The sequence below is a fragment of the Clostridium sp. FS41 genome, from assembly GCF_000954015.1.
Lineage (GTDB): Bacteria > Bacillota > Clostridia > Lachnospirales > Lachnospiraceae > Enterocloster > Enterocloster citroniae.
Genome location: NZ_JYHN01000006.1, coordinates 218662 through 244389, shown reverse-complemented (window position 1 = coordinate 244389; position 25728 = coordinate 218662). Strand labels below are relative to the sequence as shown.

Here is a 25728-nt window from a genome sequence, read left to right as displayed (position 1 = left end):
ATACCCCATTGGAGGAATGACAGTATAATGAAACAGCGTAAAACCATATATTTACAACTAATCATGTCCCTGATCCTGGTCATCTCCCTGGTGACAGGATGCGTTGCCCCGGGACAGAGTGCGGACAAGGAAACGGACGCGCAGACAGAGGCCGGACTTGAAAGCTCCGCCTCCTATGAAAAATATGAGAAGGCCCACCTGGATGCCCAGGAGCACTTTGACCAGATGATGAACGACCTGTTCCTGGACGAAGTAGACAACTCCCTGATCACCCTTCACTATACCCTGGCCAATCCGGCCGCCTTCGGCATCACTGATTACGATAAAACCCTGGGGACTGTTACCCTGGAGGAAAGCAAACAGGCTCTCGCCGATGCCAAATCCCTGAAAGTACAACTAAATGATATTGACAGCCGTCATCTGCGTGAGGACCAGCTCCTTACATATACCATCCTGTCCTCCTATCTGAACACCATGTTAAGCAGCGAGGGATTGGAGCTTTATGACCAGCCTCTGTCCTCTTCCCTGGGAATCCAGGCCCAGCTGCCCATATTGCTGTCAGAGTATGTGTTCTACACCAAACAGGATGTGGAGGATTACCTTTCACTGCTCTCCTCCATTGACACTTATTATGAAAGCATCATAGAATTTGAAAAGCAGAAAACAGAAGCCGGGCTTGGCCTTTGCGACACTGCCATTGACAGGATCATCGAGTCCTGCAACGCCTATCTGCTGGACGCTGACCACAGCTTTATGGCAGAAACATTTGCCCAGAGGCTGGATCAGGTGGAGGGATTGACCGATACGGAAAAAGAGGACTACAGCGCCAGAAACCGCGCTGCCATCAATGAACATTTTGTGCCTGCTTACCAGAAGCTCATAGATGGTCTGACACCCTTAAAAGGCACCGGGACCAATGACAAGGGGCTGTATTATTTCCCTGAGGGGCAAAAATATTACCAGTACCTGGTAAACGCCTACACCGGTACCTCTTATCAGGATATACCGGAACTTAAAAAGGCCATCAGCGACCAGATGATGAATGATCTCACTGCCATGGATGAGCTGCTCACTGAGAATCCCGCCCTGGCAAAAAAGATGTATTCCTATTCCTTCAGCCTGACGGACCCTAATGAAATACTGGAAAACCTGCGCACCCAGTGCATCAAGGATTTCCCGGCCATTGAAGACTATGTGTGCAATATAAAAAATGTACCCTCTGCCCTGGAAGCCACCTTAAGCCCGGCATTTTACCTCACCGTTCCCATCGACCGGCCCCAGGACAATTCCATCTACATCAACAACGGCAGCACCAACACGGCCAGAAACCTGTACTCCACCCTGGCTCACGAGGGATATCCGGGGCACATGTACCAGACCCTGTATTTTAACAGGAATAACAGCTGCAACCTGAGAAAACTCCTGAGTTTCAGCAGCTACTCCGAGGGCTGGGCCACCTATGTGGAATATTACTCCTACACCCTGGACAATGGGCTGGATCCTGACCTGGGCGAGCTTCTCAGGCACAATGCAGCATTTACCCTGTCCCTTTATGCCATCCTGGATCTTAATATCCACTATGAGGGCTGGGACATCAAGCAGGTACAGGATTACCTGAATCATTATTTCCGGATCAGCGATCCCTCGGTCATCACCACCATATACTACGATATTGCGGAAAACCCCGCCAACTATCTGGAGTATTATGTGGGATACCTGGAGATCCTTAACATGCAGAGCGAGGCGAAAAAGACCCTGGGCAGCCGTTACACCAACATGGAGTTCAACCGTTTTCTTCTGGACATCGGACCGGCTCCCTTCAGTGTGATCAAACCTTACTTTAATGAGTGGCTGATAGAGGAAAATAAATAGGGGAAGGAATATTCCTGTGGGGAATGCTTTCTGCAAAGAATGCTTTCCTACAGATAGGCTCTCAGGAACTCCTTTACAAGACCCATCACCTCCGGCGTCCAGGTCCGGTTTCCGTGGCCTCCGCCTTTTACCTTATAGAATTCAACGGAATGCCCATTGTCTTTTAACAGATTATAGAATTTTACACTCTGTGTAAAATGCATCTTTGCATCCTCATCTCCGTGGACCAGGAGGAAGGGGGGAATTACCTTATCTCTGGTGATATAACCGGCCAGATTGGCCCGTTTTACCTCCTCCTGGTGTTCACTGATGGGGCCGCCGAATAATTTTTCAATGGGGTCCCCCTCAAAGTATTGGATCAGCTCCGGCGTCATGGTTTCGCACATACTTTCAAATTCAAACACACCATAGAAATCCACACAGCATTTCACATTGGAATGCTGTTCTTTGTATTCCGGAGTGTCAAACTCTTCCACCCCATCAGAAAGCGCGGCCAATGCCACTGTGTGCCCGCCTGAGGAATCCCCCCAAAGGGCGATCCGGTCCGGATCGATCTGATACTCCCCGGCATGGGCCCTCAGATAGCGGATCGCGGCTTTCAAATCCTGTACCTGCGCAGGGAACACCCCTCCCTCATCGCTGTAGCGGTACTCCACGGACGCCACCACATATCCCTCATGGACAAACTGGGCCAACTGGGGAATGGGCTTAAAATACTCCTGTTTTCTGAATCCCGATCCCTGGACGTAAACGATCAGCGGGTATCTCCTGTCAGGTTCATGGGATATCAGCTTCATGAGCTGAAGATGGAGAGGCCTGTTGCGCACCACATACACAATATTGGGGATCAGAGTGGCCCGGAAGCTGTCTGTCCTGTCCCCGTAGATCACCTTCATCCCCTCTGCTGATACAGGAGAAAAATTTTCCCGATCCATATTATAAGTAATCTGCTTTGAAATCATGTTTGTCATCCTTTTCTAGTTTTCTTTTTTGCTGCTTTCTCTGACCATGGATATAAGGGGCATCAATACGCTGACCAGGGCGATCAGCAGGAAGACACAGGAAACCGGCCTTGTAAAGAATACAAAGGGATTGCCCTGCGCCATCATCATGGAACGGCGCAGGTTGGTTTCCAGCTCACTTCCCAGTATGAATGCAAGCATCATGGGCCCCATGGGCAATCCTCCCATCTGCATCAGCAGGGCAAACAGAGCGCATGCCAGCATCAGTCCGCAGTTAAACAGGGTATTGGTATCGCTGAACGCACCCACAAAACATATGATGCCGATGGTGCCAAACAGATAGTGGTATGGAATGGTGAGAAGCCTTGGGAACAGACGCATTCCAAACAGCTGCAGTATAAGAGTAAGGATCGCTGCCAGAAGCACGGCCCCAAAGATAACATATACCAGCTCCGGCTCCTTGGTCATGAGAAGAGGTCCGGGTTCGATCCCGTGTATCATCAGTCCGCTGAGCATGATCGCCGTCACAGTGTCCCCGGGAATGCCCAGGGCGATCAGCGGAATGATGGCGCCTCCGATGGCGGCATTGTTGGAAACCTCAGATGCAAATACACCGTCCACACAGCCCGTTCCAAACTTCTCCGGATGTTTGGATGCGCTTTTAGCCTGGGAATAGGCGATCATATTGGAAATGCCGGCTCCCATTCCCGGAAGGAACCCGATCCACAGGCCAATGAGAAATGACCTGACAATATTGACCACATTGTCCCTCAGCTCCTTAAGGGTGACACCGATTCCCCGGATATTGGCTTTTTCAATGGTGGGCAGGTTCTGCTGATCCGTGGCGTAATTAAGGATAACCTGGTATACGGCAAATGTTCCCAGCATCAGGGCCACCATGTTAATACCACCGCTGATACTGTTTACCCCAAAGGTAAATCGGGCCGTGGCGTCAAAGGGCGCATACCCCACCGCTGAGAGGAACAGCCCGATAAAAGCAGCGGCCAGCCCCTTGAACATATTCCCCTTGGAAAGGGAGATGACCAGAGTAATGGCCATGGTACAGAGGCCGAAATATTCCCACGGCCCCAGATTTACGGCTGCCTTTGCAATCAGGGGACAGAAAAACACAGCTATGATGGTGCTGAGAAATGTTCCCAGAAAGGATCCCAGTATCCCGGCTCCCAGGGCTTTTGTAGTCTGTCCTTTCTGGCTTAGGGGATAGGCGTCAAAACAGGTGGCAATGGATGAGGGCGTGCCCGGTATGCCCACCAGGGTGGCGGCAATAAATCCCCCCGACATGCCGCCCACATAGATACTCATAAGGGTGGTGATGCCCAGCTTTGCGGTCATCTTAAAGGTGACCGGCAAAAGCAGTGTGATGGCCATATTGGAGGTAAGGCCCGGCACAGCACCGAATACAATTCCCAGTACAACGCTTCCCAGCATAACGGCAAAGCTGGTTGGCTCCAAGAGCGTGTGCAGGGTAAGTGAAAAATACTCCATAACGAACCTCCATAAACGATGATTGATTGCTGCCCACCGCCCAAAAAGGCGGGAGCCCCAGAGGGAAGGAGAGCCGTATCTTCAGACACGCTCTATGGAAGAACAATGGACAGCAGCTTAACAAACACCAGATACAGCACTCCTGTAAGTATCAGGGAATAGGCAGCTGCCACTGCCAGATTGATCTTCTTTTTCTGCTTTAATATATAAATCAGCGCAAATGCAGCCAGCGGGGTGGACACAAGGAACCCCAGGTACTTAAGCCCCAGAAGATAGCATATAAGCACCAGGAACAGGAACCCGAATTTTCCCCACTGTCCCCTGTCCAGGGTGAGTATCTTTTTATCCGGCACTTTGGAGAAAAGGATTCCCGCCCCGCACACCATCATTCCAAATGCAGCTATGTACAAGAATAGTTTTGGCCCCGGATCCCCCACCGACAGCCGCATCTTCACCTTCATCAGCTTTGTGCCCACTGCGGCCAGGCCGCCGGCCGCCGCCAGGACAGCTCCTGCTATCCGGTCCTTTTTCATCTGATTGTTCATCTATACACCGCCTGTCCCATTTATCTTTTCTGTTATTCAAAACCCAACAGCTTTGCGTTTTCAGCCATCTTGGCGTCAAATTCCCTGATATAGGCCGCAGAGCCCTCCACATCCAGGGCTTCCATGGTATTTTTCATGGCCGCAAACTGGTCCACCACTTCCTTGTCCATCATTGCATCCTGGAACGCTGTGTTGATCTCTTCTACAAGCTCCGGATCCATACCGGCCGGTCCCAGCAAAAGGGTATCGAATCCAAACATGGTGCTAGCAAGTCCCTCCTCTGTGACACTGGGGATATCCGGATAAAGAGGATCCCGCTCCCCCGTGCCGGTGACACAGCCCAGGACCTTGATCTCATTGGTTTCCAGATACTGTTCCGCAGCGCTCGTGGACACGAACGTAAAATCCACATTGCCTCCCAGAAGGGAAATAAGCCTTTCCGCATTTCCTCCCGCATCCACCATGGCCAGGGAAGCGCCCATATCTGTCTCCATCATTCCGCCCAGCATATGAAGTGCCTGTCCGCTGGTCATGCCGTATGTTATCTTGCCGGGATTTGCCTTGACGTCATCGATGATATCCTGTACGGACTGGTATTTTGAATCTGCCTTGACAGTAAGCCACATGCTTCCCGTGCTTGTATCCACTGCAAGGGGCGTGAAATTCTCCGGCAGGGTCTTGTCATATACACCGGTGTGGCTCTGCACTACCATGGAATTAAGGAAATATAAAAGCGTACTGCCGTCCTTTTGGGCATTCCTCACCGTTTCATACGCAACCACTCCATTGCCGTCAGTCTGGTTCACAACAACAAAACTTTTACCCAGTTTCTTCTCAAGGACCGGAGTGATAAAGCGGATATATAAGTCCGCCTGATTTCCCGCCTTGGTGGGGACATAGATGGTCACTGTATCCGCATCCCAGGATTCCTGTCTACTGCCCGCCTGGCCGCTGCCTGTTCCCCCGCTGCCCGTTTCCCCGCTGCCTGCTTCTGTTTTGCCTGCTCCATCCGCTTCCTTAGATGAAGCTGATCCGCCCGCCCCGCTGCCGTCCTGGGCCACGCTGCTCTTGGCCGTACCGCTGCCGCCGTCCGCCCCCGCTGCGCTGCATCCGCTGAGAATACCCGCAGACAGTCCCGCTGCCATTAACAAGTACATCCATTGTTTTTTCATAAATCCCTTCTCCTTTTGTCATTTTTATCTATAAAATATTGTTTTTTGTTTATGTATTCAGTATAATAGCTGTGTATTCGTTTGGAAAGTATATTAAATTTAGATTTACTGTGAATTTAATTCACATCAAGAGGGAGGGGGATCTATGGATTTCAAGCAGCTTCATTATATAACTGCCATTGCAGAATCACAAAATACTACCCGTGCGGCGGAAAACCTGTTTATATCCCGCTCCGCGCTGAATTACAGCCTTTTAAACCTGGAACAGGAAATAGGGCTGCCCCTGTTCAAGCGCATCAACAACACTATGATCCCCACGGCTGCCGGAAAGGTGTTTCTGGAGCACGCGTATCAGATCCTGCAGATTTCCAAAGACTGCCGCAAGAATCTGGAGGACATGGTGGACTGCGCCCGGGGCACTCTGAGCCTGGGCATTACGCCCGGATACGGCCAGGCCCTGTTTTCCGTGGTATTCCCGGAATTCTACAAAGCGTATCCCAAATATGACCTGGATCTGGTGGAGGGAAATGTAAAGGATCTGTATTCTTATCTTCTAAGCGGCCGCATAGACTTTGCCTGGAGCGGATTCCACTGTGAAGAGGCCGGGCTTGAACATACCATATTCCATAAAAGCGAAGTGCTTCTGGCAGTACCTGAAGCCAAATGCAGACACCGGTCCTCCGGCCATTATATACAGACAGAACCTGCAGACCTTTCCCTTTACAGAGAAGAACGCTTTGTACTGATGAAAAGCAGCAGCCTGATCCGTGACATTGCCAACCTGTATTTTGAACGGGCGGGTTTCACCCCGCACATCCTGTTTGAATGCAGCAAGATCGACATGACCCATGCCATTGCCCAGGAGGGGATCGCCCTCACCTTTGTTCCCCAGAATCTATGCCTTCCCCATCGTGGGGTGGTGTATTATCCCGTTGAGCCAAGGGAGTCCTTTGGCATTGCCATCTCTTTTCGCAAGGGAACGTACCTGACCACTGCGGAGCAGTATTTTATCGATCTTTTGCGCAGGCATTATATCCCCATTATGATTCCGCCCATATCACCGGACTGAGACGGTCCGCCTGCGGACGGATATAGTCTGTCTGCGGGCGTATACGGCCTGCCTGCGGACGGACAAGGGCAGCGTATCCACTTTGGATCTATGGTTTCTTTAATTTTCCCATCACGGAAACGCTTCCCATCGTCCCTGTAAACAGCCCCAGAAGAACGGAAGCCCTTGCCAGCCCGGGGAATACTTCCCCCTCGGTCAGAAGCCCCATGTCTTTGGCATACAGCCCCAGTTCCAGCACGTTAAGTTCACCAAACCAGCGGTAGGTAACCAACAGCAGCCCCAAGGGGATACATACTCCTGCCACTGCCATAGCAATGCCCTCCACCACAAATGGGATCTTTACAAAGCCTTCCCTGGCCCCCATCAGGCGCATGACTTTTGTCTTTTCTTTCTGGGCCTCAATCCCCACAGCCAGTGTATTATGGATCAACAGCACCGAGATCACCACCAGAACAGCCCCGCTTCCCCGGATCAATTGTGCGGAAGCGGCCCGCATCCGCTGCAAAGCCATGATGGTGTCCGCGGAGTAAGTCACTTTCCGCACCCCCTCCAATCCCATGGCAAACCGGACAAATTCCTCCTGATTTCCCATCCCGTCAATATATACCTGATAATTTCCGCTGGCTTTCAGGGGATTATCCTCCTCAAAGATACCGTCCAGCGCTTCCCCGCTTCCATAATAATCTTCCTTAAATCCGCTCCACGCCTCCTCTGCAGACACATACACGGTCCTCAGCACCTCAGGCCTGCCCTGGATCAGCCCTCCCGCCTCCTCTACTTTCTGGGGGGCGATCCCCTCATCAAAGAAAACCGAAACATACACATCCTGCTCCGTCTGCCTGACCACACTGTCCACATTTGCCACTGCCAGGTAAAAGATTCCAAACAGGAAAATACAGGCCGACATGGTGATGACCGATGCTGCCGTGTATACTCTGTGATACCACAGGTTTTTTATCCCCAATCTGAACAGATACAAAAAAGTCCTAGCGCGCATATGCCAATCCCTCCCTTGCAAGATCCCGGGCTATCCTGCCGCAGCTCAGCACGATCTGGCGTTTGTGCATGTGCTTTACCAGCTCCTGGTTGTGGGTCACTGCCAGCACCGTGGTCCCCTGTCTGTTCACCTTTTCCAAAAGCCGCATGATCTCCTCCGCATTCTTCTGGTCCAGATTACCTGTGGGCTCGTCCGCCAGCAAAAGTACGGGCTGATTCACCACCGCCCTTGCAAGAGCGGTCCTTTGCTGCTCGCCGCCGGACAGCTGTCCGGGATAACAGCCTGCTTTATCCTCCAGCCCCACCTGTCTCAGCACTTCCCTTACCCTGGATCTCATTTCCTTTTTCTCCGCTTCTATGACACGCTGGGCAAATGCCACATTCTCATACACGGTAAAATCCTGAAAAAGGCGGAAATCCTGGAACACCATTCCTATGTATCGGCGATACTGATAGACCTGGCGCTCCCTCAGACTCCCCAGTTCAATGCCATTGACCCATATATCCCCCTTGTCAGGTCTGGCGTCCCTTAAGACCAGCTCCAGAAGGGTGGTCTTACCCGCCCCGCTGTTGCCTGATAGGAACACAAACTCGCCTTTATCGATCTGAAGGCTCACTTCATCCAAAGCCTTCTGGGTCTTTCCGTATATTTTCGTCACCTTGTCAAAGACAATCATACTGTTATCCACTGGCATACCGCTCTTCTCCTGATCTTATCCACAATCATACATCTTTCTTGTTCAGTTTATACACAAATGCAAGGATTCCGGCAACCGCCTGGTAATACTCCTCAGGGATTTCCATATCCACCTCAACGCTTGCATACAATCCTCTGGCAAGGGGCTTATCCTCCAGGATATAAATCCCGTTGGCCTCCCCTGCCTCCACTATTTTCAAAGCCAGATGATCCGCCCCTTTAGCCAGTACCACCGGGGCCCGGTTCTGGCCGGAATCATATCCCAAAGCTATGGCATAGTGGGTGGGATTGCGGATGATCACATCCGCCTTGGGTACATTCTGCATCATGCGCCTGGAAGCCATCTGGCGCTGCTTTTCCCTGATCTTTCCTTTGATCTGAGGGTCTCCTTCTGTCTGCTTATATTCTTCCTTGATCTCCTGCTTGCTCATGCGCAGGTTCTTCTCATATTCCCACCATTGATACATATAATCCAGGGCAGCCAGGAACACAAATGCCACTCCCACCGTGTCCACAAGGGAAATGACCGTGTTCCCTGTAAAGATCAGGGCGCCCTCCACCGATCCCTCCATGAGGACGGCCAGCTCCCTCATCCTGCCCTTTAAAAAGTCGTAGGCCACCCATCCCAGGATGGTGATCTTAATAAGCGCCTTGATCAGTTCCACCACTGACCTTACAGACATCATCCTTTTAAACCCTTTCAGTGGGCTGATGCGTTCCCCCTTAAATTTAAGCACATCCATGGAAAATGCCATCCTGGTCTGGAAAAATGTGACCGCAACCGCCACCAGTATACCGATAAAAAGAAGGGGAAGGGCTGCTTCCAGAAACAGCATCATTGCCTTGGTCAGCATTTCCCTGCCCGACTGTGCAAGAAAGCGGTCGGGATTCTCCCCATAGGAAAAGAACAGGTATATGCCTTGCCGGAAATTCCGGTACATCCTGGGAGCCAGGGCCTTAAGTGCATGAAACATGACCAGCATGGAACATACCGCCGCCACATCGCTGCTTTGGAACACATTTCCCTTTTTCCGTTCATCCTGCCTTCGTTTGGGCGTGGCTTTCTCAGTCTTCTCATCAGCTGCCACCCTTCACCACCTCCTTTCATCCGCCTGCTTTATCCGCCTGCTTCACAAATGGGATGCTGCGCAAACAGCATCCCATCCTTATCATGCAGTCCTATGACGTCCGCCTATCACATCCCTATGTCATCATCATGATCACATTCCGTACTTCTCTCATCATTGTATCTATATATCCATCCAGAAACGCTCCCACAGGATGGGCGAACAGGATCATCAAAAGCATGCCCAGAAGGATCTTGCACTGGATATTAATGACAAACACATGGATCTGGGGGATCAGCTTCATCAGCACCCCCATGGTCATCTCCAGCACAAATTCTGCTGCCACAAAGGGCAGGGCCAGCTTTACCGCCATCAAAAATACAGTGGCAAACAGGGATGTGATGTACCAGATCACTTTTCCTGCAAAAAAGTCACCGGCTCCCACCGGTATTACCTCATATGTATAGGCAAACAGTTTCACTGTCAAAAGATGGCAGCCCGTGGCAAAAAAGTACAGGAAAAAGAATACATTTACAAACTGTCCTAAAATCGCTGTCTGTACCCCATTCATGGGATCCATGACCTTTCCCATGGCCAGGCCGAATGCCGTGTCCAAAAGGTCCCCGGCCACATAAAGCATATAAAAGAAGATCTGGAATATGCACCCGATCCCGACCCCCAGGGCCACTTCCCTGATCAATGCCTCAGCCATGTCAAAGGTGGAAAATGAGATCATCCCCGCTGCCCCGCTCCGGGCTGCCGGGGCAATGAGCATGGAAAGGGCCAGTACAAGTCCTGTCCTTACCATAAAGGGAACCCCTTTTCTGGAAAAAACAGGATTGATAAATACCATGCCCCCCATCCTGGCAAATACCAGGAGGAACACATCAAAATATTCCAACAATCCTCCGTCCATCCCTCACCCCCGCATCAGAGGGCTGCCATGATAGCAAACAGCTCCACCACAAATTCATTCATGACCTTGCTCATCCATGAACCCAGAGCCAGAAGGACCAGGGCGATCACCAGAAGCTTGGGCACAAAAGTCAATGTCTGCTCATGGATCTGGGTAGCTGCCTGAAAGATTGCCACCAGAAGCCCCACCACGATACTGATAATAAGAAGAGGACCCGCTATCTCAAACGCAACCAGCATTGCCTCCTTCATGATTTCCATCACCTGTTCCGCATTCATACCTGTTCCTCCTTACCGAAAGCTTTGAACCAAGGTCTTGATCACCAGGCTCCATCCGTCCACCAAAACAAACATCATGATCTTAAAGGGCAGGGCGATCATGGTGGGCGGCAGCATCACCATACCCATGGACATCAGGGTACTGGACACCACCAGATCAATGATCAGGAATGGAATAAAGATTAAAAACCCCATGGTAAACGCCTTATTCAGCTCACTCAAGATAAAGGACGGCACCAGGGTTGTAAGCCCCAGCTTCATATAGCCCTCCGGTCCCTGGGACACGTCCGGCTCCGGCGTCTTGGAAATGGAGAGAAACAGATCCAGGCTCTTTTTCTCGGTCTGCTTTAACATAAATTCCTTTATTGGTTCCTGGGCCCGCTCAAACGCTGCCTCCTTGGTTATGGTCCCCGCTTTATAGGGCTGATAGGCCTGGGTATTCACCGAGGAAAGCACCGGACTCATGATAAACAGAGTGAGGAACAGGGCCAGGCCCACCAGGATCTGGTTGGGCGGGGACTGCTGGGTGCCCAGGGCATTTCTCAGGAATGACAGTACAATGATGATCCTGGTAAAACTAGTCATCATGATAACAAGGGAGGGAACAATTGCCAAAAACAGGAAAAGGAACATGATGTCCAGCATGTCCATGGGCTTTCCGCTGCCCGAGGTGCCCTGGAGCGTCACGGACACATCCGTGGCAAATGCCGTCAATGTGCTCTGGCTCCAGGCAAGGGCAAATACGGCCCCGGCCGCCAGCCTTCCAAGTTGTCTTACCGTTCCTCTCATTCTTTTCCTCTCCCGCCTTTTTTCATCCCGTCATCCTCACCGCGCCTGCGCGCTTTCAGCTGGGATGACAAAACCGCAACAAAATCCGGCGGTGCCTCCGCCGGCTCCATTTTCTCATATGAATCCAGTTTATCAAGCTTTTCAATCCCGGAAGGTGACACGCCCAACAGCAGGATCTTCTCCTGAACCTTTACCACCACCAGGAAGCTGTCCCGGCCCACGGTCATCTGGTCCAGGACCTCCATGCCGCCGGTCCTCTGCTTTAATCTCATGCCTCGCCCCAGTATCCTGGTGGTATAATAAGCCAACACCAGCACAAGGATCAGGACAACCAGGTAAAACAGTACTTTCAGAAATGCCATATTACTCCCTCTTGCCCACAATTTCTATGATGCGTGTTCCGAAATGCTCCCCTGTCACAAGCACATCCCCCTTGCCGATCAGTTCCCCATTCACCACCACATCGGCCGGAGAGCCTGCCTGCTTGTCCAGCACCAGCACCTGCCCTTCCTTGAGGGCCAGCACGTCCTTTACGCTGCACACCGTGCTGCCGATCCGCACCGATACATCCAGGGTGATATCCAAAAGCTTCTTCCTGTCATCGCCAATCTGCTCCTTGTCATACTCAAGGGGCGTATACTTAAATTCCGGAAATGACACTTCCTGGACAGCCACGGCTTCCTTTGGCTTTTGTATGCTCTCAGCCAGTTCCTCCAGTTCCAGCTCTTCCAGTTCCGGTATCCCCAGAACCTGGCTGATGGCCTGGGATGCGATGATATACGCGTCCGACTCCACCACGCCATCGATCAGGTAATGCAGGCGCACCAAAAGAAGGGACTGGTCCGTCTTCCAGATCCGGATCATTTCCAGAATCCGCTCCGTGTTGTCAAATGCGGCGATCCTGGACATTGCCACTCCCATATCCCGCCCCAAAAGGTCGTTGAGTTCATTCATGGCAGCGGATATGCACTGGGAAGCAACCTCCTTCAGGGTACTTAAAGCAATCTCATCCAGAGGGCTGGGGTTATCCACCGGCACCCCCATAATATAATTGGCCACCCGGATCATATCGTCCTTGGAAAATACATACAGCTGGTCCGCCGTCAGCCCGTTAACCGCCCTGCGTCCCTCAATGACCACATTAAAATGAGGCAGACACTCCGCAAGCGCTCCGGTATCTGTCTCCTCCACCTTTGACACAGCCATCTTCACGCTTCTGCCAAGAAGGGAGCCCAGCCTGTCACAGACAGGGACTGCTTCCATCTCCATCAGTTCCTTTATGGCATCCTTATCCACATCTAACATACTCGTCCCTCCCGGTTACAGTTCACTGCTTATTTCCACTGCCTTGCGCAGTCTGGTATGGCCCACCTTTGCCTCAAAACAGGCCACATCCTCCACATAAACTGAAATCTTGCTGTCCAGCTTCTTGTTGAGCGGTATCACATCTCCCGGGGTCAGCTGGAGGATATCCTGGGCGTCCAGGGAAAACTCATGAAGAATGGCCCGGATCTCCACCTCCGATTCCAGAATGTGCTGTTCAATGTACTGCCGTTTGGACTTCTGCTTCTCATCATCCTGCTTTTTCTGGCTGACCGCAAAGGAATAGCCGAACTTGGACGTCAGCTCCTCCACATTGGGAGCCGGCATCACCATGTTAAGCCTTGCCGCCAGCTTGTCAATGACCACTTCCAGCTCCACCTGGATCACCACGTCCTCCTGGGCGCTCATCTGGAGCAGATGGGGATTGGTCTGAAGGCCGGTGAGCGTGGCATCAATATCCAGATACTGCGCCCAGGCTTCGCCTGCAAATTCCGTCAGTTTCCCCAGCACATACTGAAGAACCGCCTTTTCAATGTCCGTAAAATCCCTGGTCAGCTCATACTCTGTCCCGGCGCCGCCCAAAAGGCGCTCAATCATAAAAAACGCCAGCCTGGTATCCACTTCCATGGTCAGAGGCGCCTCATTGTAATCCTTATTGGCCGGACTCAGGGTGATCATCCCAAACAGGGAATGATCCTGTACGGAGTTGGTAAATTCCTGGTAGCGCTTCTCCACGATCCTGTTGATACGGATCTCACAGTAAGACTGGAGAAGCCCTGTAAGATACGGCGCCAGGGCACGGGCAAAACTGTCGTACAGGTTTTCCACCGTGCTCATGCGCTCTTTTGTAAATTTCTTGGGTGATTTAAAATCGTAACTCTTAATCACTGGCTGTTCCTTCCTGCATCATAGCCTCATCCTGCGGCATCACAACCGGGAAAAGGGGATCCATGGTCTCCACTCCCTCCACTGATTCCGGCGGCCTGTATCCATTTCCAAGGATGATCATGTCCACCCGGCGGTTCTGCTCCCGCCCCTCTTTTGTGGTATTGTCCGCGATGGGATAGTATTTGCCGTAGCCACGGCATATTAACTTTTTGGGGTTAAGCCCCACCTGTTCCTCCAGATAGATGGCCACATTGTCCGCCCGCTCTGAGGATAAGATCCTGTCATTGATCAGAGAATTGGCTGCCTGGGCCGTATGCCCATTTATGTAAACCGCAAGAATGTTATCCTGCTTTTCCTGCAGCATGATCCCCACTGCGTCCAGCATGGACTTGCTGCCGTCCCGCAGATTGGCGCTGTCCGGATCAAAGAGAAGGTCATTCTTAAAACGGATATACACCGCATTCTCCGTGTTGGATACAATGGCGTCCAGGTTCTCAGAATCAAAATAGGTTTGGATATCACGTGACATCTGCCTCATCTCCCTGGCTGACGCCTGGGTGTTCTGGGAACCGGTCACTGCCTGGAAGGGTTCATCCGTGTTCTCGCCAATAGCGGGATACTTGAGATCATCGGGCACGTCCTCCAACTCGGTCTGGGACTCGATCCCCAGCTGCCGCTGCATAGCCGAAGCGATCTCCTCCAATTTACTTATATTTACATTGGAAATGCTGTACAATAATACAAAAAAGGTCAGGACAAGGGTTATCATATCCGCGTAGGTATTTAACCACTCCTGGCCTCCTTCTTCCTCTTTTTGCTTCTTCATTTATTTACCAATCTCCAGGGCTTTTAAAGCCATGCTTTTTGCAATGTTAAGTGCCGTGACATTGGCTTCGTATGCGCGGGTGGCGGCCATCAGATCCACCATCTCCTCCGCGCTGTTCACATTGGGCATCATCACATATCCGTCCTCATCAGCATCCGGATGGTCCGGATCATAGACCGGAACCAGAGGGTTCTGGCTTTCCACCACTTCCTCCACGTACACACCGCCGTTCTCAGCCTTTGTCATGGCCTTTCCCAGCTCGTTCTTAAAGTCCAGCGCGTTCTCCCGCAAGACCACCTGCTTTCTCACATAGGGACCGCCCTCCGCCGTCCTGGTGGTGTTCTGATTGGCAAGATTCTGCATAATGATATCCGTGCGGAAACGCTCCGCCGTCAGTGCAGAACCTGTTATATTAAGAAAATCCAAATACCCCATAACCTGCTCCTTTACTTGCCTGTATTATTGATCACATACCGCAGCGTGGATAATTTCCCCGACATGCGCATGGTCAGGGCCGAATACTGGGTATATGCCTTCCACAGTTCAAGCTCTTCTTTTTCCACCTGTACATTATTCCCGTCCGGCCTGGCCTGGGTGTCCCCGTCTTCCTCCACCACCGGCTTTGCTAAGCGCTCCGGCCCCTGGGCCGTATCCCTTAACACATCCTTGAATTCCACTTTCTTAGCCTTATAGCCCGGCGTCTCCACATTGGCTATGTTGTGGCTGGCAACCTGCTGCTTCAGCCACATGGCATCCATTCCCCGCTCCAGGGCTCCTACAGCCCTGTCATCAAATAACGGCATGATCCCGCCCCCTTATCTCATCCTGTATGGCCCATGCGCACCTGTTTATCCGCCTGGGCAAATGCTTCCTTCAGTTCCATGATCATAGGAAGAACCTCATTCACTGGCTCAGGGCTCTTCTTTACATTGGCCTGCAGGATCTGGTAATTGAAATACTCATAGAGAGAGGCCAGGCTCTGTGATACCGGATACTGGTGATCCAATGTGGATACCAGATGGCTGATAATTGCCTGCGCCTTCTTAAAATGGGTATTGCTGGCTTCGTAGTCCCGTACCTCCAGCCCCAGAAGCCCCTTGTTCAGACGGTTGATCATCTCATCAAACAACAGGTTGATCATATCGCCCTGGGTCATGGTCATTACGGACTGCTGTTTATATTTTGCATATGGATTCTGCATAGTCATTACTCCTTCATCATGATGAGAACTGCTGGGTGAGCCAGGAACTCTGGCTGTTCATATTGGAAATCGCCTGCTCCATGGCGGTAAACTGCTTCCAGTACCGCGTCTTCTCCAGCTCATACTTGGTGTTCAGGTTGGAAAGTGTCTCTGAAATATGCTTCATCTCCTCATAGAGGGTATTGCTTGTGAGAAGCACATCCTTTGTGCCCGCGTATCGCACCATACTTCCGGGACTGCCGCTGCTTACATTGGCCGCCGCCTTGATGGCGTTCTGCATCTTAATTCCCAATCCCTGGTCCCTGTCCGTGAACAGCTTACTGATGGCATCCGGGTTGGTGGCTACGGCAGACCTCAATGCGTCCTCGTCAATAACAAGCTTACCGTTGTCACGCCAGTTATCCGATGTCTCGATCCCGATATCATAGAGAGACAGTCCCGCGCCTTCCACACTGCTGTAAAGCGCCATTCTCATCTCGCTCAAAAAGCTGGAGATATTGGAGTCGTTGTGAAGGAGGCCCTGTTTGGATTTCTCCTCCCAAAGCTCGACCTCCTTATCGCTCATCTCCTTTTTCTGTGCATCCGTGAGAGGGGCGTATTTCTTATAGTTGGCTGTCTCCGTGAGCTGTTTATTCAGTTCTTCGATGAGGGCGTTGTAATCATCTACAAAGCTCTTCAAACTATCTATTATTTTATCAGTATCGCGGGACGTAGTCAAGCTGATTGGAGGGTTGGAAGCATCATAAGTGGAAGTTAATTCCATGGTAATTCCATCCAATTCAAACGTATTGGTATTGCGCTCAATATCGGTTCCGTCCACGGTGAGGACGGCGTTTTGGCCGGAGGTGACGGAAGCGGTCATGTGGGGGTTGAAGGTTACTGTGTCCTGGCTGAAGAGTTGGTTCAGCAACTCCTTTCCGTCATCATCCGTTCCCTTAATGGTAAATTCACCGGCAGTGCCGCTGATCTGTAAGCGGCCATCAGCTGTATAAATTACATTTCCTCCTGTTTCAGCCCGTATTGCTGCAGCCAGACCATCAAAGCCATTTGTCAATGAACCGGCATTAATCGTAATCGTATTTCCGCCGGATACGGCTAATTCCAATGTTCCCTTTAAAATGGTTGGATCGGATACGGAATTGGAGGCCAGCGTATTGGACACCGGCGTAAGCTCCACGTTTTCCCGTCCAAACAGATTCTCAACCAAATTCGTTCCGTTTATTACAGCATTACCGCTAACAGTAAAGCCGCCTGTCTGACCGGATATATTGATCCTTCCATCCACATAGGTTCCGCCCATTATCCCAGCCAGGTCACTGATCGTTTTGGCAGAAGGATCACCTAAATGATATGTGGTGTTACCGACCTTAATATCTCCCGTTATTCCCAGACTGCTTAATTCCGTGCTTCCGTCATACACATTATCTTTCTCACTGAATCCAAGATCGGATGCAATCCCCGTTGTCAGATTAGCATCTGTAAATCCCACTTTATGTTCCGAAGATTTTAACGTGACTTGTTTGTTGGTATCATCCCAGGAAAATGCAATCTTACCATAGCCAAATTCCTTATTCAGCTTTGAATTAATGGCGTTTATTAAGCCTTCTTCATCTTTGTAGCTCTCACTTCCTGTTTTTCCCTCCAACTTAACGGTAAAATCCTGTCCATCCACCTGCAATACCAATGACTGGTCTTTTCCGCTATTTAACTTATTGATAACAGAACTTAAATCCACATGATCCGTCCCCTCAATCGGCTTGGAAAAAATATTGGATTGTAAACCGGTCGCCTCCACCCCAAACATAGTGGTGAGCAGATTTCCATATCTCTGTCCCATCTTTATATTGGATATCTCGCCTGTAGAGGAAGATTCCATGATGAATTTATCAGATGCCGATGAATAGGATACCTTAACCCCTGCATCACTGCTGTTGATCGCGCTGATCACATCGCTTAACGTTGAATCCCCGTTCAATCCCTTGATGGTGACACCATTGATATCAAATTCAAACCGATTTCCCTGTAAGGGCGTAGAAAAATTCATATTTTTCAAAGATGTTCCATAATCCAGCTTATTAGAAAATCCACCTTTAAATCCTAAATTGGCAATTGTGTTTGAGGAGTCGCTGTCTCCTGTTGTCTCAATGATAACCCGTCTGGATGAATCAACCGCATTGCTCGTTACAGCACCATTTGCGTTTAGCTGAACCAGTTTCATTGTCCCTTTCTTACTATTGGGCGGATCCTCCTCGAATTTCATTCCTACCGAAGTCCCAAAGTTACGGTACAATACCTGGTTAATATTCTTAAGCGTTTTTTCTTCATCCACCTCTTCCGGAGAATTCGGATCAGCAGGATCTGATAGTTTTCCTTCAATTGTAAAATCAATCGTTCTGCTCACGCCATCCAATGTGACTGAAAATGACTTTGTCTCCCCGATTGCATCTGTAAAGTTTGTGAAATCAACATCATTCCCTCTCGGCTCCCCCGTCACCGTTCCCGCCGTTCTCACCGAGCAGGCCGTTGCCAGCTGCTTCACCGCGCTGACCCTCATGGAGCTGACCGCATTGGAGGATACGGAGCTTATCTTAATGGCGCTGGAACTGCTGATTCCCGCCATTGTCTTAAATAAACTGGTGCTCAGCAGATTCGTCTGGCCCGAACCGTAATAAGAAAAATATTGATCTCCGAATGTATTGATCTTAGTGATGAGATCCCTGTATGTCTCCTGCTTCCACTCCAGCTGCTGCTTAAGACCTGTCTGCTTATCGATCTTTGTCTGTGTCCCCAGCAGCAGACTTTCAACAATACTGTCCGTATCCATACCGGAAGCAAGGCCTGATATGTAATTCTTATTGCCGTTCGCGCTGACTGTATTAATTGATGAAGCCGATGCCATCGCTCTTCCCCCTATCTTCGTTTATCATAGAGCACGCCCTTGCTCCCCTGATTCATCTGTTTTAAATACCCGGTAAATTTACCGTTTACATTGTTCTGTTTTATCCTGCTCTGAAGCTGGGCCCGGATCTTTGCCATCTTCCCCGGCACCCCTGCCTCCAGATCGCGTATCCTGGTAATCATGGTAAATACATCCTGTCCATCCTTAAACAGGATCTGTTCCGCTTCGCTGAGGCCGCTGTAATCGCACCTGTTTTTTCCAATCATATAACAGCGGGAACCGTAGGAAGAACGGTCCCGGATGGCTTCAATCTCCCGGTCCAGGCCATTGATTTTTTCAATGATGGCCTGCCTGGCGTTTACCGCCTCCACGATTTCATCCACCGCTTCAAGGTCATCCCTGTCCAGCCGCAGCGTTTCCTTCTCATACTGCCCAAACAAAATGGTCTTTTCCCTGAGCAGCATTCTCATCTGCTCAAGCAGTTCCATCTTTTCCCTCCTTCTTCTGCCCTTCCTCTGTCCCAAGGGCTTTCAGGCTCCTGGACAACTGGAACACCTTGAGAAGATCCACTTTATCAGACGCTTCCTTATTATTCTCAACCGTGAGATACAGTTCTGTGCGGCATATTTTCATACTCTCAGGCGCCGATATGCCAAGACGCACCTTATCACCTTTGATCTCCGCCACAAATATCTCGATATCATCGCCAATCTTAATTGACTCGCCCTTTTTTCTGGATAATATCAGCATAGGCCATCCCTTTCTCCCCAGCTGAATATGGGCTGCCGTATGGGATAATCCTGGTCCAGTATCACCTGGACGCCCAGATTGGTCTCATGATTGATAATAACAGGGCTTTTCAGATTAACTGTGGAATCCCGGAAGGTTTCCCCTATGACCATGAGTACCCAGCAGTCCAGGTTATCCTCCGGTACAGCCTGCAAAAGGATCAGCACATCCTGCATTACCACCGGAGCATAGTCCCGCCTGACCTCCAGAGGATTTAACATGATAAAGCATACATTTTTCTGCTCAATGGACTGCAGCCAGCAGATACCGTTGCCCATATTGGAATCATTTACAAGGACGTACTGCGTATATTCCTCAAATCCAAACAGAGGCTGTTTAAATGTTATGATGTTGTTCTCTTCTATATCCAGGATTCCAAAATCCCGAGTTTCGATTTTCAAGCGTATCCCTCCATATCATCCTGACCCGCGTCAGCCGTATATCTGCATTCCACTGATCTGCCGTTGTCCTCTACTTTGCCGCCTCATAGGCCGGATTGGCACTGGGCGGCACATACATGGGATCACCCATATACTCAATCTCAACCTTGGGGTACTGCTCCACATTCACGCGCAGCTCGCCCGGTACATACATGGCCGCAGGTTCCTGCACCTGCGGATCAAACGCTACCTGCGCCGGGGTATAGTCAATGGTCAGATCCGCGGGCTGCCATGAGATATCAGGGGCAGCCGAAGGTATAAATGCAATTCCGGTGGTAATGTTGGTCTGGGCCGCCATCTGGTTTTTTATAATATCCGCCACTGTTACCCCATCCTGGATCTGCATCATCTGATTCCCCACACGGGAATATTGTGCCGTGGCATCCGCCACAGCCTTAAGACCGGCCTGGGCCGCATCTCTCATAAGTCCTCTGGCTGTCCTGAATCCCAGACTGTCCCTGGAACGGGACGTGTCGATCTCCACCTTTATATTTTCTGACTTCATATTCAGTTTGCCGGGATTCTGAATAATTCCCACCTCCGGATCAGGCATTCTGCTCTCAAGCCTGGCCCTCTGGGAGGTCATGGACAGCTGAATAGGAGTTGTTGTTATCTTTAACACATTCATCCTCTGGCACCTCTCTTCAACTTATTTCATAAAGTCAAATATGGACGGCGGTATAATACTGGAACCCAGCTGCAAGGTAACCATCCAGGCTGTCTCAGCAGATTTGTTGGTGACCGCTTCCGTCTCCACCTTCACTGCTTCCAGATCCTTCTGTGTCTTCTGCAGATTGACCAGGCCTGTCTCCAGCCTGTTCTGGGTGCGCTCCAGCATTTTCTCCCGTGTACCGATCTCCGAAGTGGCGATAGAAATATTGCTCTGCTTTTTCTTAAGCTGTGCCAGGGTATCCATGGCGCCGTTCTTATCACCGGCCTTCAGCTGGCCGCTCACCTGGCCGATCAGGCTGTACAGGTTATTGGGATATCCGTTTTCATCCTTTCCATATCCCAGCACATCCACGCCGGAGGTGGAAATCTTGATCCCGGATTTGGCCGTGTTCATGCCGCTTGCATACGTCCCAAAACCAATATCCAGATAAACCGGCTTATTCTCCGTAAAATACGTATCCGGATCATTTTTATCATAGGCATCCACCTGTTTCCCGTTAAACAGCAGGTTTCCGTCCGCATCCAGGGAAAACGGCGCTTCGCTGTTGGCCGAACCGGAGAACAGGAATTTATCTCCGTACCTGGCGTTCATGGTCTGAAGGATTTCTTCCATCTGGCCGTTTAATTCCTCCGCAATGGCATCCAGTGAATCCTGGCTGCTGGCGCCTCCTGCCTTGGTTGCCTTTTCATAAATATTCTCAAGGATCGAGTTCAGGGTCAGGATATTGGAATCCGCTGTCTCTAACTCGCCCGTTGCATTTTTCACCACATTAATGTGTTCCTCTGTCCTGGCGATCTGGTCGCGGATGGCAAATGCTTTGGACGCGGTTGCCGGATCCTCGGACACATGGTTATACTGGCGCTGGGATGCCAGCTTCAGATTAGAGGAAGCCAGATTTGATATATTCCTCTGAAGATTCTTGTTATATGAAGTTGTCATCATATTTTCCGTGATTCTCATATGTTCCTCCTTAACGTCCTACCATACCCATCTTGTTGATGATCATATCCAGCTGCTCATCCATGGTAGTCATAAGACGCCCCAGCGCCTGATATGCTTTATTATAAGTCATCATGTTGATCCCCTCTTCATTAAGGGATACACCGGACACGCTCATGCGCTCCTTCTCCACGCTCTCCGCAATGGACAGGGATGCATCCATCCGCGAATTATTGGTCTTGATATCGCTTCCCAGTATGCTTGTGGTCCTGGCTACAAACTCGCTGAATGTGCCTGTAAACTCGCCGCCGAAATCAAAATCCTGTTCCAGCGCCGCCTTCATTGCCATAATATCCGTGTTGTCCAGATCGCCGTCCGGATTCTTTTCCCGGATAATATAGGAGGAATCCTCCGCCCACTTATCACTGATGGAAATGTTTCCCGCCGTGATATTACCATTCCCGTCCCCGCTTAGAAGTTCCTTATACTTATCCGGCTGCGCGGGATCGTCCGCATAGACCTTGCTGTTAAACACATGAGCCAGGGTCTTGGCCAGATGATCCAGCTGGTTCTGGTAATAAGGGATACCCGCTGTAATTGAATCTCCGCCCGTGAGCATATCCGTAAATCCCCGGATAGCCCCGCTTCCAAGATTTGCCGCCTTTCCGCTGCTGTCCCACGTCAGGCTGGTTCCGTCCTTTCCAATGGTCAGATGGTCATTGGTATGGGAGGCCCCTGAAGCATCCACCACTACTTTTCCGTTAAACTTAACCTGTACCTTTCCGTCCTCCAGATCCGTCACCTGGACAACACCGTATCTGGACAGGTCATCCAGAATCGTATTTCTCTGGTCCAGCAGGTCATTGGGTCCATAATTCACCCCATCATAATCGCTGTTGACAAATACCTCATGGGCAATGGAGCGGTTCAGCTCCGACAGCTGATCCAGCTTGGTATTGATGTCCTTTACCGCAATGGAAAAATCATTCTTCGTCTGCTCCATCAAGGTCTTTAAATTGGCATCATATTCATTCAGGACCTGAGTCACACCCTGAAATGCATGCATAACAATATTGGCATTAGTCTGTTGGTACGGATACTGGCTGAAATCCGCCAACGCCTGGGACAGCGTGGTAAGAGCGCTCTTAATACCGGTCCCCTCCACCTCGGGATCACTGATGATCCCCTCGATCTGGTCCATGATCGCTGCCTTCTGGTCAAAATATCCCACATCGCTGTACTGCTCCCTGAACTTAGCGTCCAGATAGGGGTTGCGGATCTGGGCAACGCCCCTGGCATCCACGCCCTGTCCTGCCAGCGGTATAGAACTGTAATTATACTGGTCGCTTCCGTAGACATGCACGCTCACCGAGTCCAGGCGCTGCCTCGTATATCCCTTGGTGTTAATATTGCTGATATTATTTCCCACGATATCAATGGCCTTCTGGTTCACCATGATACCTCTCTTAGCTGTTTCCAGCCCCATAAATGTCGGTCTCAATCTACCACTCTCCCCATATCAGTCCTTATCAGGCCTTCTTCTCAAGCTTGCTTCCCTTCTGGATGGAAGGGCGTCCATAGATACCGGTGGGATTCCCCATCATCCTGGAATCAATGCCCATGCACTCCAGCTCCGACTTTGCAATCATCTCCGCCTTTTTGTTATAATACTGGATATTGCCAATGGCACCGTCTATCCTGCGATACAGCTCCAGCAGTTCCTTTTGCCGCGCCCCATCCATAGATTCAGCGATCTCCTTTAACGTCTTTCCATCCAGCCCATGGGCTGCAAACAGTTCCTGCCGCTTCTGTTCCAGGCTCTCCAGCTTCTTATCCATGGCCTGCTGTATCATAATGGTCTGTTCCACCTTATCCAGCTCTCTCGTCATAAGAAGCCCCAGCTTTTCCACCTGCTTTTGTTCCATGGCCTCCAGCGCTTCCGTATACTCTGTCAAAAAACAAATGATCTCTTCCAATCCTTTCCCCTCTCTACAGACCGCTCATCAGACGCCTGGCTATCTGTTCTGCCGAAACCTCATAGGTACCTTCCTGTACCTGCTGCTTCAAAGCCGCGATCCGGTCGGCCGGCGCGCCTTCCTCCATGGATTTGGAGAGCGCTACCGCAAATGTGGACGCCCCGCTTTTCTTCGCCCCTTCGCTGCTGATACAGACCGCATCCCCCCTGGCCTTCCCTGCCGCGGGCGCCGGAGTGGAAATGTTTTTTTCTGTATGTTTTGCGTTGCTCACAGCATTTTGGTAAGCCGCATAATTTCTCGTGATCTTCATATCCATATCTTCGCTTCCTTTCTTTCGGTGCTCTCTATATGGTGACTCTGATATTCCTATAGTACTTATCGGACGCGGGGAATGAAACTTTACAGTTTGGAGGAGATTTTTTATCATTTTTAAAATATTTATGTGAATACAACTATTGCTGCGAATAAAAACGCCGGGATACGGAATTGAATCATCCCATATCCTGGCGGCTTAATCATTGCATATGATCCGGTTTTACTAATACAGTGGAATTTTCTAATGGAGTGATCCATTACAAATACAGTGATACATTCTAATGCAGCGGGTTCTTCTTTACAACCAGAATCGCCTGTACCAATGCTCCGGTCACCTCCTGGCCATTTTCCTGCTCCGCCTTACCGCGCTTCTCCTGATCTCCTTCCCTCATTACCACGTAACGCGGTTTAAGCCGGTTCAGAGCAAGGGCGGCGATATCCTTCTTGCATTTATCACATTTACAGCAGTTAAAACGGTCCAGTGTGGAATCCAGCCTGGAGATAACCAGTTCCTCCATCAAATTGACCAACACCATGTTGTTCTCCTCCTTAAAGGGAAGATAAACAGGGTTCCTCTTTAACGCCTTTGCCATTGATGCTGCCGTGGGCAGTGAATACGGCTGGTTTCCCGCCGCCGTGTTGTCTGAGGACTCGGCATCGGCAGATGCACCCTGCCCATCTGCTCCCGGCTCACCCGGTCTTTCCATGCCCGGCACTCCATCTGCTGCGGTCCCCTTTTGATCTCCCCCATCCTTTTTTACGGCAGAAGGCATGATCTTGCGGTACATCATATCCTTGTCAATCTCTGTTCTGGTCTTAGCCATTTACCTTCAGCCCCCTTTGCATCAACTCCTGAAGCAGGTTCTCATAATCCTGCACCGCGTTGCATCCGGGCGCATAATCAAACACTGAGCATTGAAGGGACTGGGCCTCCCGAAGCGCCACACTCTCCCGTATAAAAGTATTCAGGGCAGGCATCTTTAAATCATCCGCAACCATACGCAGCGTTCCCTCCACCTCTTTACTGAACCTGGTCCTGGGATTATGCTTTGTCAAAAATACACCTAGGACCTGAATCCCAGGGTTACAGTAATTTCTCACACGGCGTATGGTCTCCTCCAGCTGTGTAATCCCCTGGAGACTGAATATATCCGAAAGCATAGGGACCAGCACGTAATCAGCAGCCGTGAAGGCATTGACTGTCAGGATTCCCAGAGCCGGAGGTGAATCGATCAATATGTAATCATACAGGTTCTTCAGGGAATCCAGTGCTTCCTTTAAAAGAAATTCCCTGTGCTGCCCTGTAAATTCCAATTCAATGCTGCTTAACAGAATATTAGCTGGAATTATGTCAACCAACGCGGACTTCTGTACCGCATACCTGGGCTTTAGCTCCCCCTTTAACACATCATAAATAGTGGCGCTCTCCACATCCGCCCCCATTGCAAAACTCAAATTCCCCTGCGGATCCATATCCACCGCAAGCACCTTATATCCCTTCTCCTTCAGCGATGTTGCAAGCACATAGGCCGATGTGGTCTTACCCACCCCGCCCTTCTGGTTTGACAACACAATGGTAACCGCCATAGC

At 50.5% G+C, this 25728-nt stretch carries 30 protein-coding genes; 2 read left to right on the top strand and 28 right to left on the bottom strand.

Annotation, left to right across the window (positions count from 1 at the left end; translation table 11 throughout):
• Positions 1-27 precede the first annotated feature (27 nt).
• A complete protein-coding gene (locus tag CLFS41_RS01480) occupies positions 28-1872 on the top strand; it encodes a DUF885 domain-containing protein (protein ID WP_007865580.1) in 1845 nt (614 codons plus the stop codon).
• 47 nt (positions 1873-1919) lie between these two features.
• Here the strand turns inward: CLFS41_RS01480 and CLFS41_RS01475 are convergent, their stop codons facing one another.
• The 4 genes from CLFS41_RS01475 to CLFS41_RS01460 all read right to left on the bottom strand — a co-directional run bounded on the left by CLFS41_RS01475 (position 1920) and on the right by CLFS41_RS01460 (position 6057).
• Complete coding sequence (locus tag CLFS41_RS01475; RefSeq protein ID WP_045091218.1) at positions 1920-2834, bottom strand: alpha/beta hydrolase; 915 nt, start codon at positions 2832-2834, stop codon at positions 1920-1922.
• A gap of 15 nt (positions 2835-2849) precedes the next feature.
• Complete coding sequence (locus tag CLFS41_RS01470) at positions 2850-4340, bottom strand: tripartite tricarboxylate transporter permease (RefSeq protein ID WP_007865578.1); 1491 nt, start codon at positions 4338-4340, stop codon at positions 2850-2852.
• A 92-nt stretch (positions 4341-4432) separates the two neighbouring features.
• A complete protein-coding gene (locus CLFS41_RS01465; protein WP_045091217.1) occupies positions 4433-4885 on the bottom strand; it encodes a tripartite tricarboxylate transporter TctB family protein in 453 nt (150 codons plus the stop codon).
• Positions 4886-4917: 32 nt separating this feature from the next.
• Positions 4918-6057, bottom strand: coding sequence for a tripartite tricarboxylate transporter substrate binding protein (locus CLFS41_RS01460; protein WP_045091216.1), 1140 nt, complete (start codon positions 6055-6057; stop codon positions 4918-4920).
• A gap of 145 nt (positions 6058-6202) precedes the next feature.
• On the opposite strand from CLFS41_RS01460, the gene CLFS41_RS01455 reads away from it, so the two are divergent.
• Complete coding sequence (locus CLFS41_RS01455; RefSeq protein ID WP_045091215.1) at positions 6203-7126, top strand: LysR family transcriptional regulator; 924 nt, start codon at positions 6203-6205, stop codon at positions 7124-7126.
• Between the two features lie 88 nt (positions 7127-7214).
• Here the strand turns inward: CLFS41_RS01455 and CLFS41_RS01450 are convergent, their stop codons facing one another.
• The 24 genes from CLFS41_RS01450 to CLFS41_RS01335 form a co-directional block, all read right to left on the bottom strand.
• Positions 7215-8123: a permease-like cell division protein FtsX gene (locus CLFS41_RS01450; RefSeq protein WP_045091214.1), complete on the bottom strand. Its 909-nt coding sequence runs from the start codon at positions 8121-8123 to the stop codon at positions 7215-7217.
• On the bottom strand, positions 8113-8817 hold the full coding sequence (gene ftsE, locus CLFS41_RS01445) for a cell division ATP-binding protein FtsE (RefSeq protein ID WP_045091213.1): 705 nt from the start codon (positions 8815-8817) through the stop codon (positions 8113-8115). Before ftsE ends, CLFS41_RS01450 begins: the two co-directional genes overlap by 11 nt.
• Before the next feature lie 28 nt (positions 8818-8845).
• Positions 8846-9907 (bottom strand): flagellar biosynthesis protein FlhB, encoded by a 1062-nt coding sequence (gene flhB, locus CLFS41_RS01440; RefSeq protein ID WP_007865560.1) that lies wholly within the window; start codon positions 9905-9907, stop codon positions 8846-8848.
• 115 nt (positions 9908-10022) lie between these two features.
• Positions 10023-10802, bottom strand: coding sequence for a flagellar biosynthetic protein FliR (locus CLFS41_RS01435; RefSeq protein WP_007865558.1), 780 nt, complete (start codon positions 10800-10802; stop codon positions 10023-10025).
• A gap of 14 nt (positions 10803-10816) precedes the next feature.
• Positions 10817-11080 (bottom strand): flagellar biosynthesis protein FliQ, encoded by a 264-nt coding sequence (gene fliQ / locus CLFS41_RS01430; protein WP_007865556.1) that lies wholly within the window; start codon positions 11078-11080, stop codon positions 10817-10819.
• Between the two features lie 12 nt (positions 11081-11092).
• A complete protein-coding gene (fliP, locus tag CLFS41_RS01425) occupies positions 11093-11869 on the bottom strand; it encodes a flagellar type III secretion system pore protein FliP (RefSeq protein ID WP_045091212.1) in 777 nt (258 codons plus the stop codon).
• A complete protein-coding gene (locus tag CLFS41_RS01420) occupies positions 11866-12231 on the bottom strand; it encodes a flagellar biosynthetic protein FliO (RefSeq protein ID WP_007865544.1) in 366 nt (121 codons plus the stop codon). The genes fliP and CLFS41_RS01420 overlap by 4 nt, the downstream gene beginning before the upstream one ends.
• A 1-nt stretch (position 12232) precedes the next feature.
• The gene (locus CLFS41_RS01415; RefSeq protein WP_045091211.1) at positions 12233-13174 is read right to left on the bottom strand and encodes a FliM/FliN family flagellar motor switch protein; all 942 of its coding nucleotides are present in this window, start codon (positions 13172-13174) and stop codon (positions 12233-12235) included.
• A gap of 15 nt (positions 13175-13189) precedes the next feature.
• Positions 13190-14080: a FliM/FliN family flagellar motor switch protein gene (locus CLFS41_RS01410; RefSeq protein ID WP_007865539.1), complete on the bottom strand. Its 891-nt coding sequence runs from the start codon at positions 14078-14080 to the stop codon at positions 13190-13192.
• Positions 14073-14906, bottom strand: a complete 834-nt coding sequence (locus CLFS41_RS01405) for a flagellar motor protein MotB (protein ID WP_045091210.1) — start codon at positions 14904-14906, stop codon at positions 14073-14075. The genes CLFS41_RS01410 and CLFS41_RS01405 overlap by 8 nt, the downstream gene beginning before the upstream one ends.
• Entirely contained in the window at positions 14907-15341 is a 435-nt protein-coding gene (gene flgC, locus CLFS41_RS01400; protein WP_045091209.1) for a flagellar basal body rod protein FlgC, read from the bottom strand.
• An 11-nt stretch (positions 15342-15352) separates the two neighbouring features.
• Entirely contained in the window at positions 15353-15709 is a 357-nt protein-coding gene (locus CLFS41_RS01395) for a flagellar basal body protein (protein WP_045091208.1), read from the bottom strand.
• A 17-nt stretch (positions 15710-15726) separates the two neighbouring features.
• Positions 15727-16107 (bottom strand): flagellar export chaperone FliS, encoded by a 381-nt coding sequence (gene fliS / locus CLFS41_RS01390; protein WP_007865523.1) that lies wholly within the window; start codon positions 16105-16107, stop codon positions 15727-15729.
• A 16-nt stretch (positions 16108-16123) separates the two neighbouring features.
• Positions 16124-19006: a flagellar filament capping protein FliD gene (gene fliD, locus CLFS41_RS01385; RefSeq protein ID WP_045091207.1), complete on the bottom strand. Its 2883-nt coding sequence runs from the start codon at positions 19004-19006 to the stop codon at positions 16124-16126.
• 11 nt (positions 19007-19017) lie between these two features.
• A complete protein-coding gene (locus tag CLFS41_RS01380) occupies positions 19018-19494 on the bottom strand; it encodes a hypothetical protein (protein WP_007865521.1) in 477 nt (158 codons plus the stop codon).
• Positions 19481-19756 (bottom strand): carbon storage regulator CsrA, encoded by a 276-nt coding sequence (gene csrA, locus CLFS41_RS01375; RefSeq protein WP_007865520.1) that lies wholly within the window; start codon positions 19754-19756, stop codon positions 19481-19483. Before csrA ends, CLFS41_RS01380 begins: the two co-directional genes overlap by 14 nt.
• Positions 19750-20196, bottom strand: coding sequence for a flagellar assembly protein FliW (locus CLFS41_RS01370; protein WP_045091206.1), 447 nt, complete (start codon positions 20194-20196; stop codon positions 19750-19752). Before CLFS41_RS01370 ends, csrA begins: the two co-directional genes overlap by 7 nt.
• Before the next feature lie 70 nt (positions 20197-20266).
• Complete coding sequence (locus tag CLFS41_RS01365) at positions 20267-20863, bottom strand: DUF6470 family protein (RefSeq protein ID WP_045091205.1); 597 nt, start codon at positions 20861-20863, stop codon at positions 20267-20269.
• A 21-nt stretch (positions 20864-20884) separates the two neighbouring features.
• On the bottom strand, positions 20885-21868 hold the full coding sequence (locus CLFS41_RS01360; RefSeq protein WP_045091204.1) for an FgL, flagellar protein: 984 nt from the start codon (positions 21866-21868) through the stop codon (positions 20885-20887).
• 10 nt (positions 21869-21878) lie between these two features.
• A complete protein-coding gene (gene flgK, locus CLFS41_RS01355) occupies positions 21879-23348 on the bottom strand; it encodes a flagellar hook-associated protein FlgK (protein WP_045091203.1) in 1470 nt (489 codons plus the stop codon).
• 28 nt (positions 23349-23376) lie between these two features.
• A complete protein-coding gene (flgN, locus tag CLFS41_RS01350) occupies positions 23377-23823 on the bottom strand; it encodes a flagellar export chaperone FlgN (protein ID WP_045091202.1) in 447 nt (148 codons plus the stop codon).
• 13 nt (positions 23824-23836) lie between these two features.
• Positions 23837-24139: a flagellar biosynthesis anti-sigma factor FlgM gene (locus CLFS41_RS01345; RefSeq protein WP_045091201.1), complete on the bottom strand. Its 303-nt coding sequence runs from the start codon at positions 24137-24139 to the stop codon at positions 23837-23839.
• A gap of 277 nt (positions 24140-24416) precedes the next feature.
• Positions 24417-24962 (bottom strand): competence protein ComFB, encoded by a 546-nt coding sequence (locus tag CLFS41_RS01340; protein WP_045091200.1) that lies wholly within the window; start codon positions 24960-24962, stop codon positions 24417-24419.
• Positions 24955-25725, bottom strand: coding sequence for an AAA family ATPase (locus tag CLFS41_RS01335; protein WP_007865502.1), 771 nt, complete (start codon positions 25723-25725; stop codon positions 24955-24957). The genes CLFS41_RS01340 and CLFS41_RS01335 overlap by 8 nt, the downstream gene beginning before the upstream one ends.
• Positions 25726-25728 lie beyond the last annotated feature (3 nt).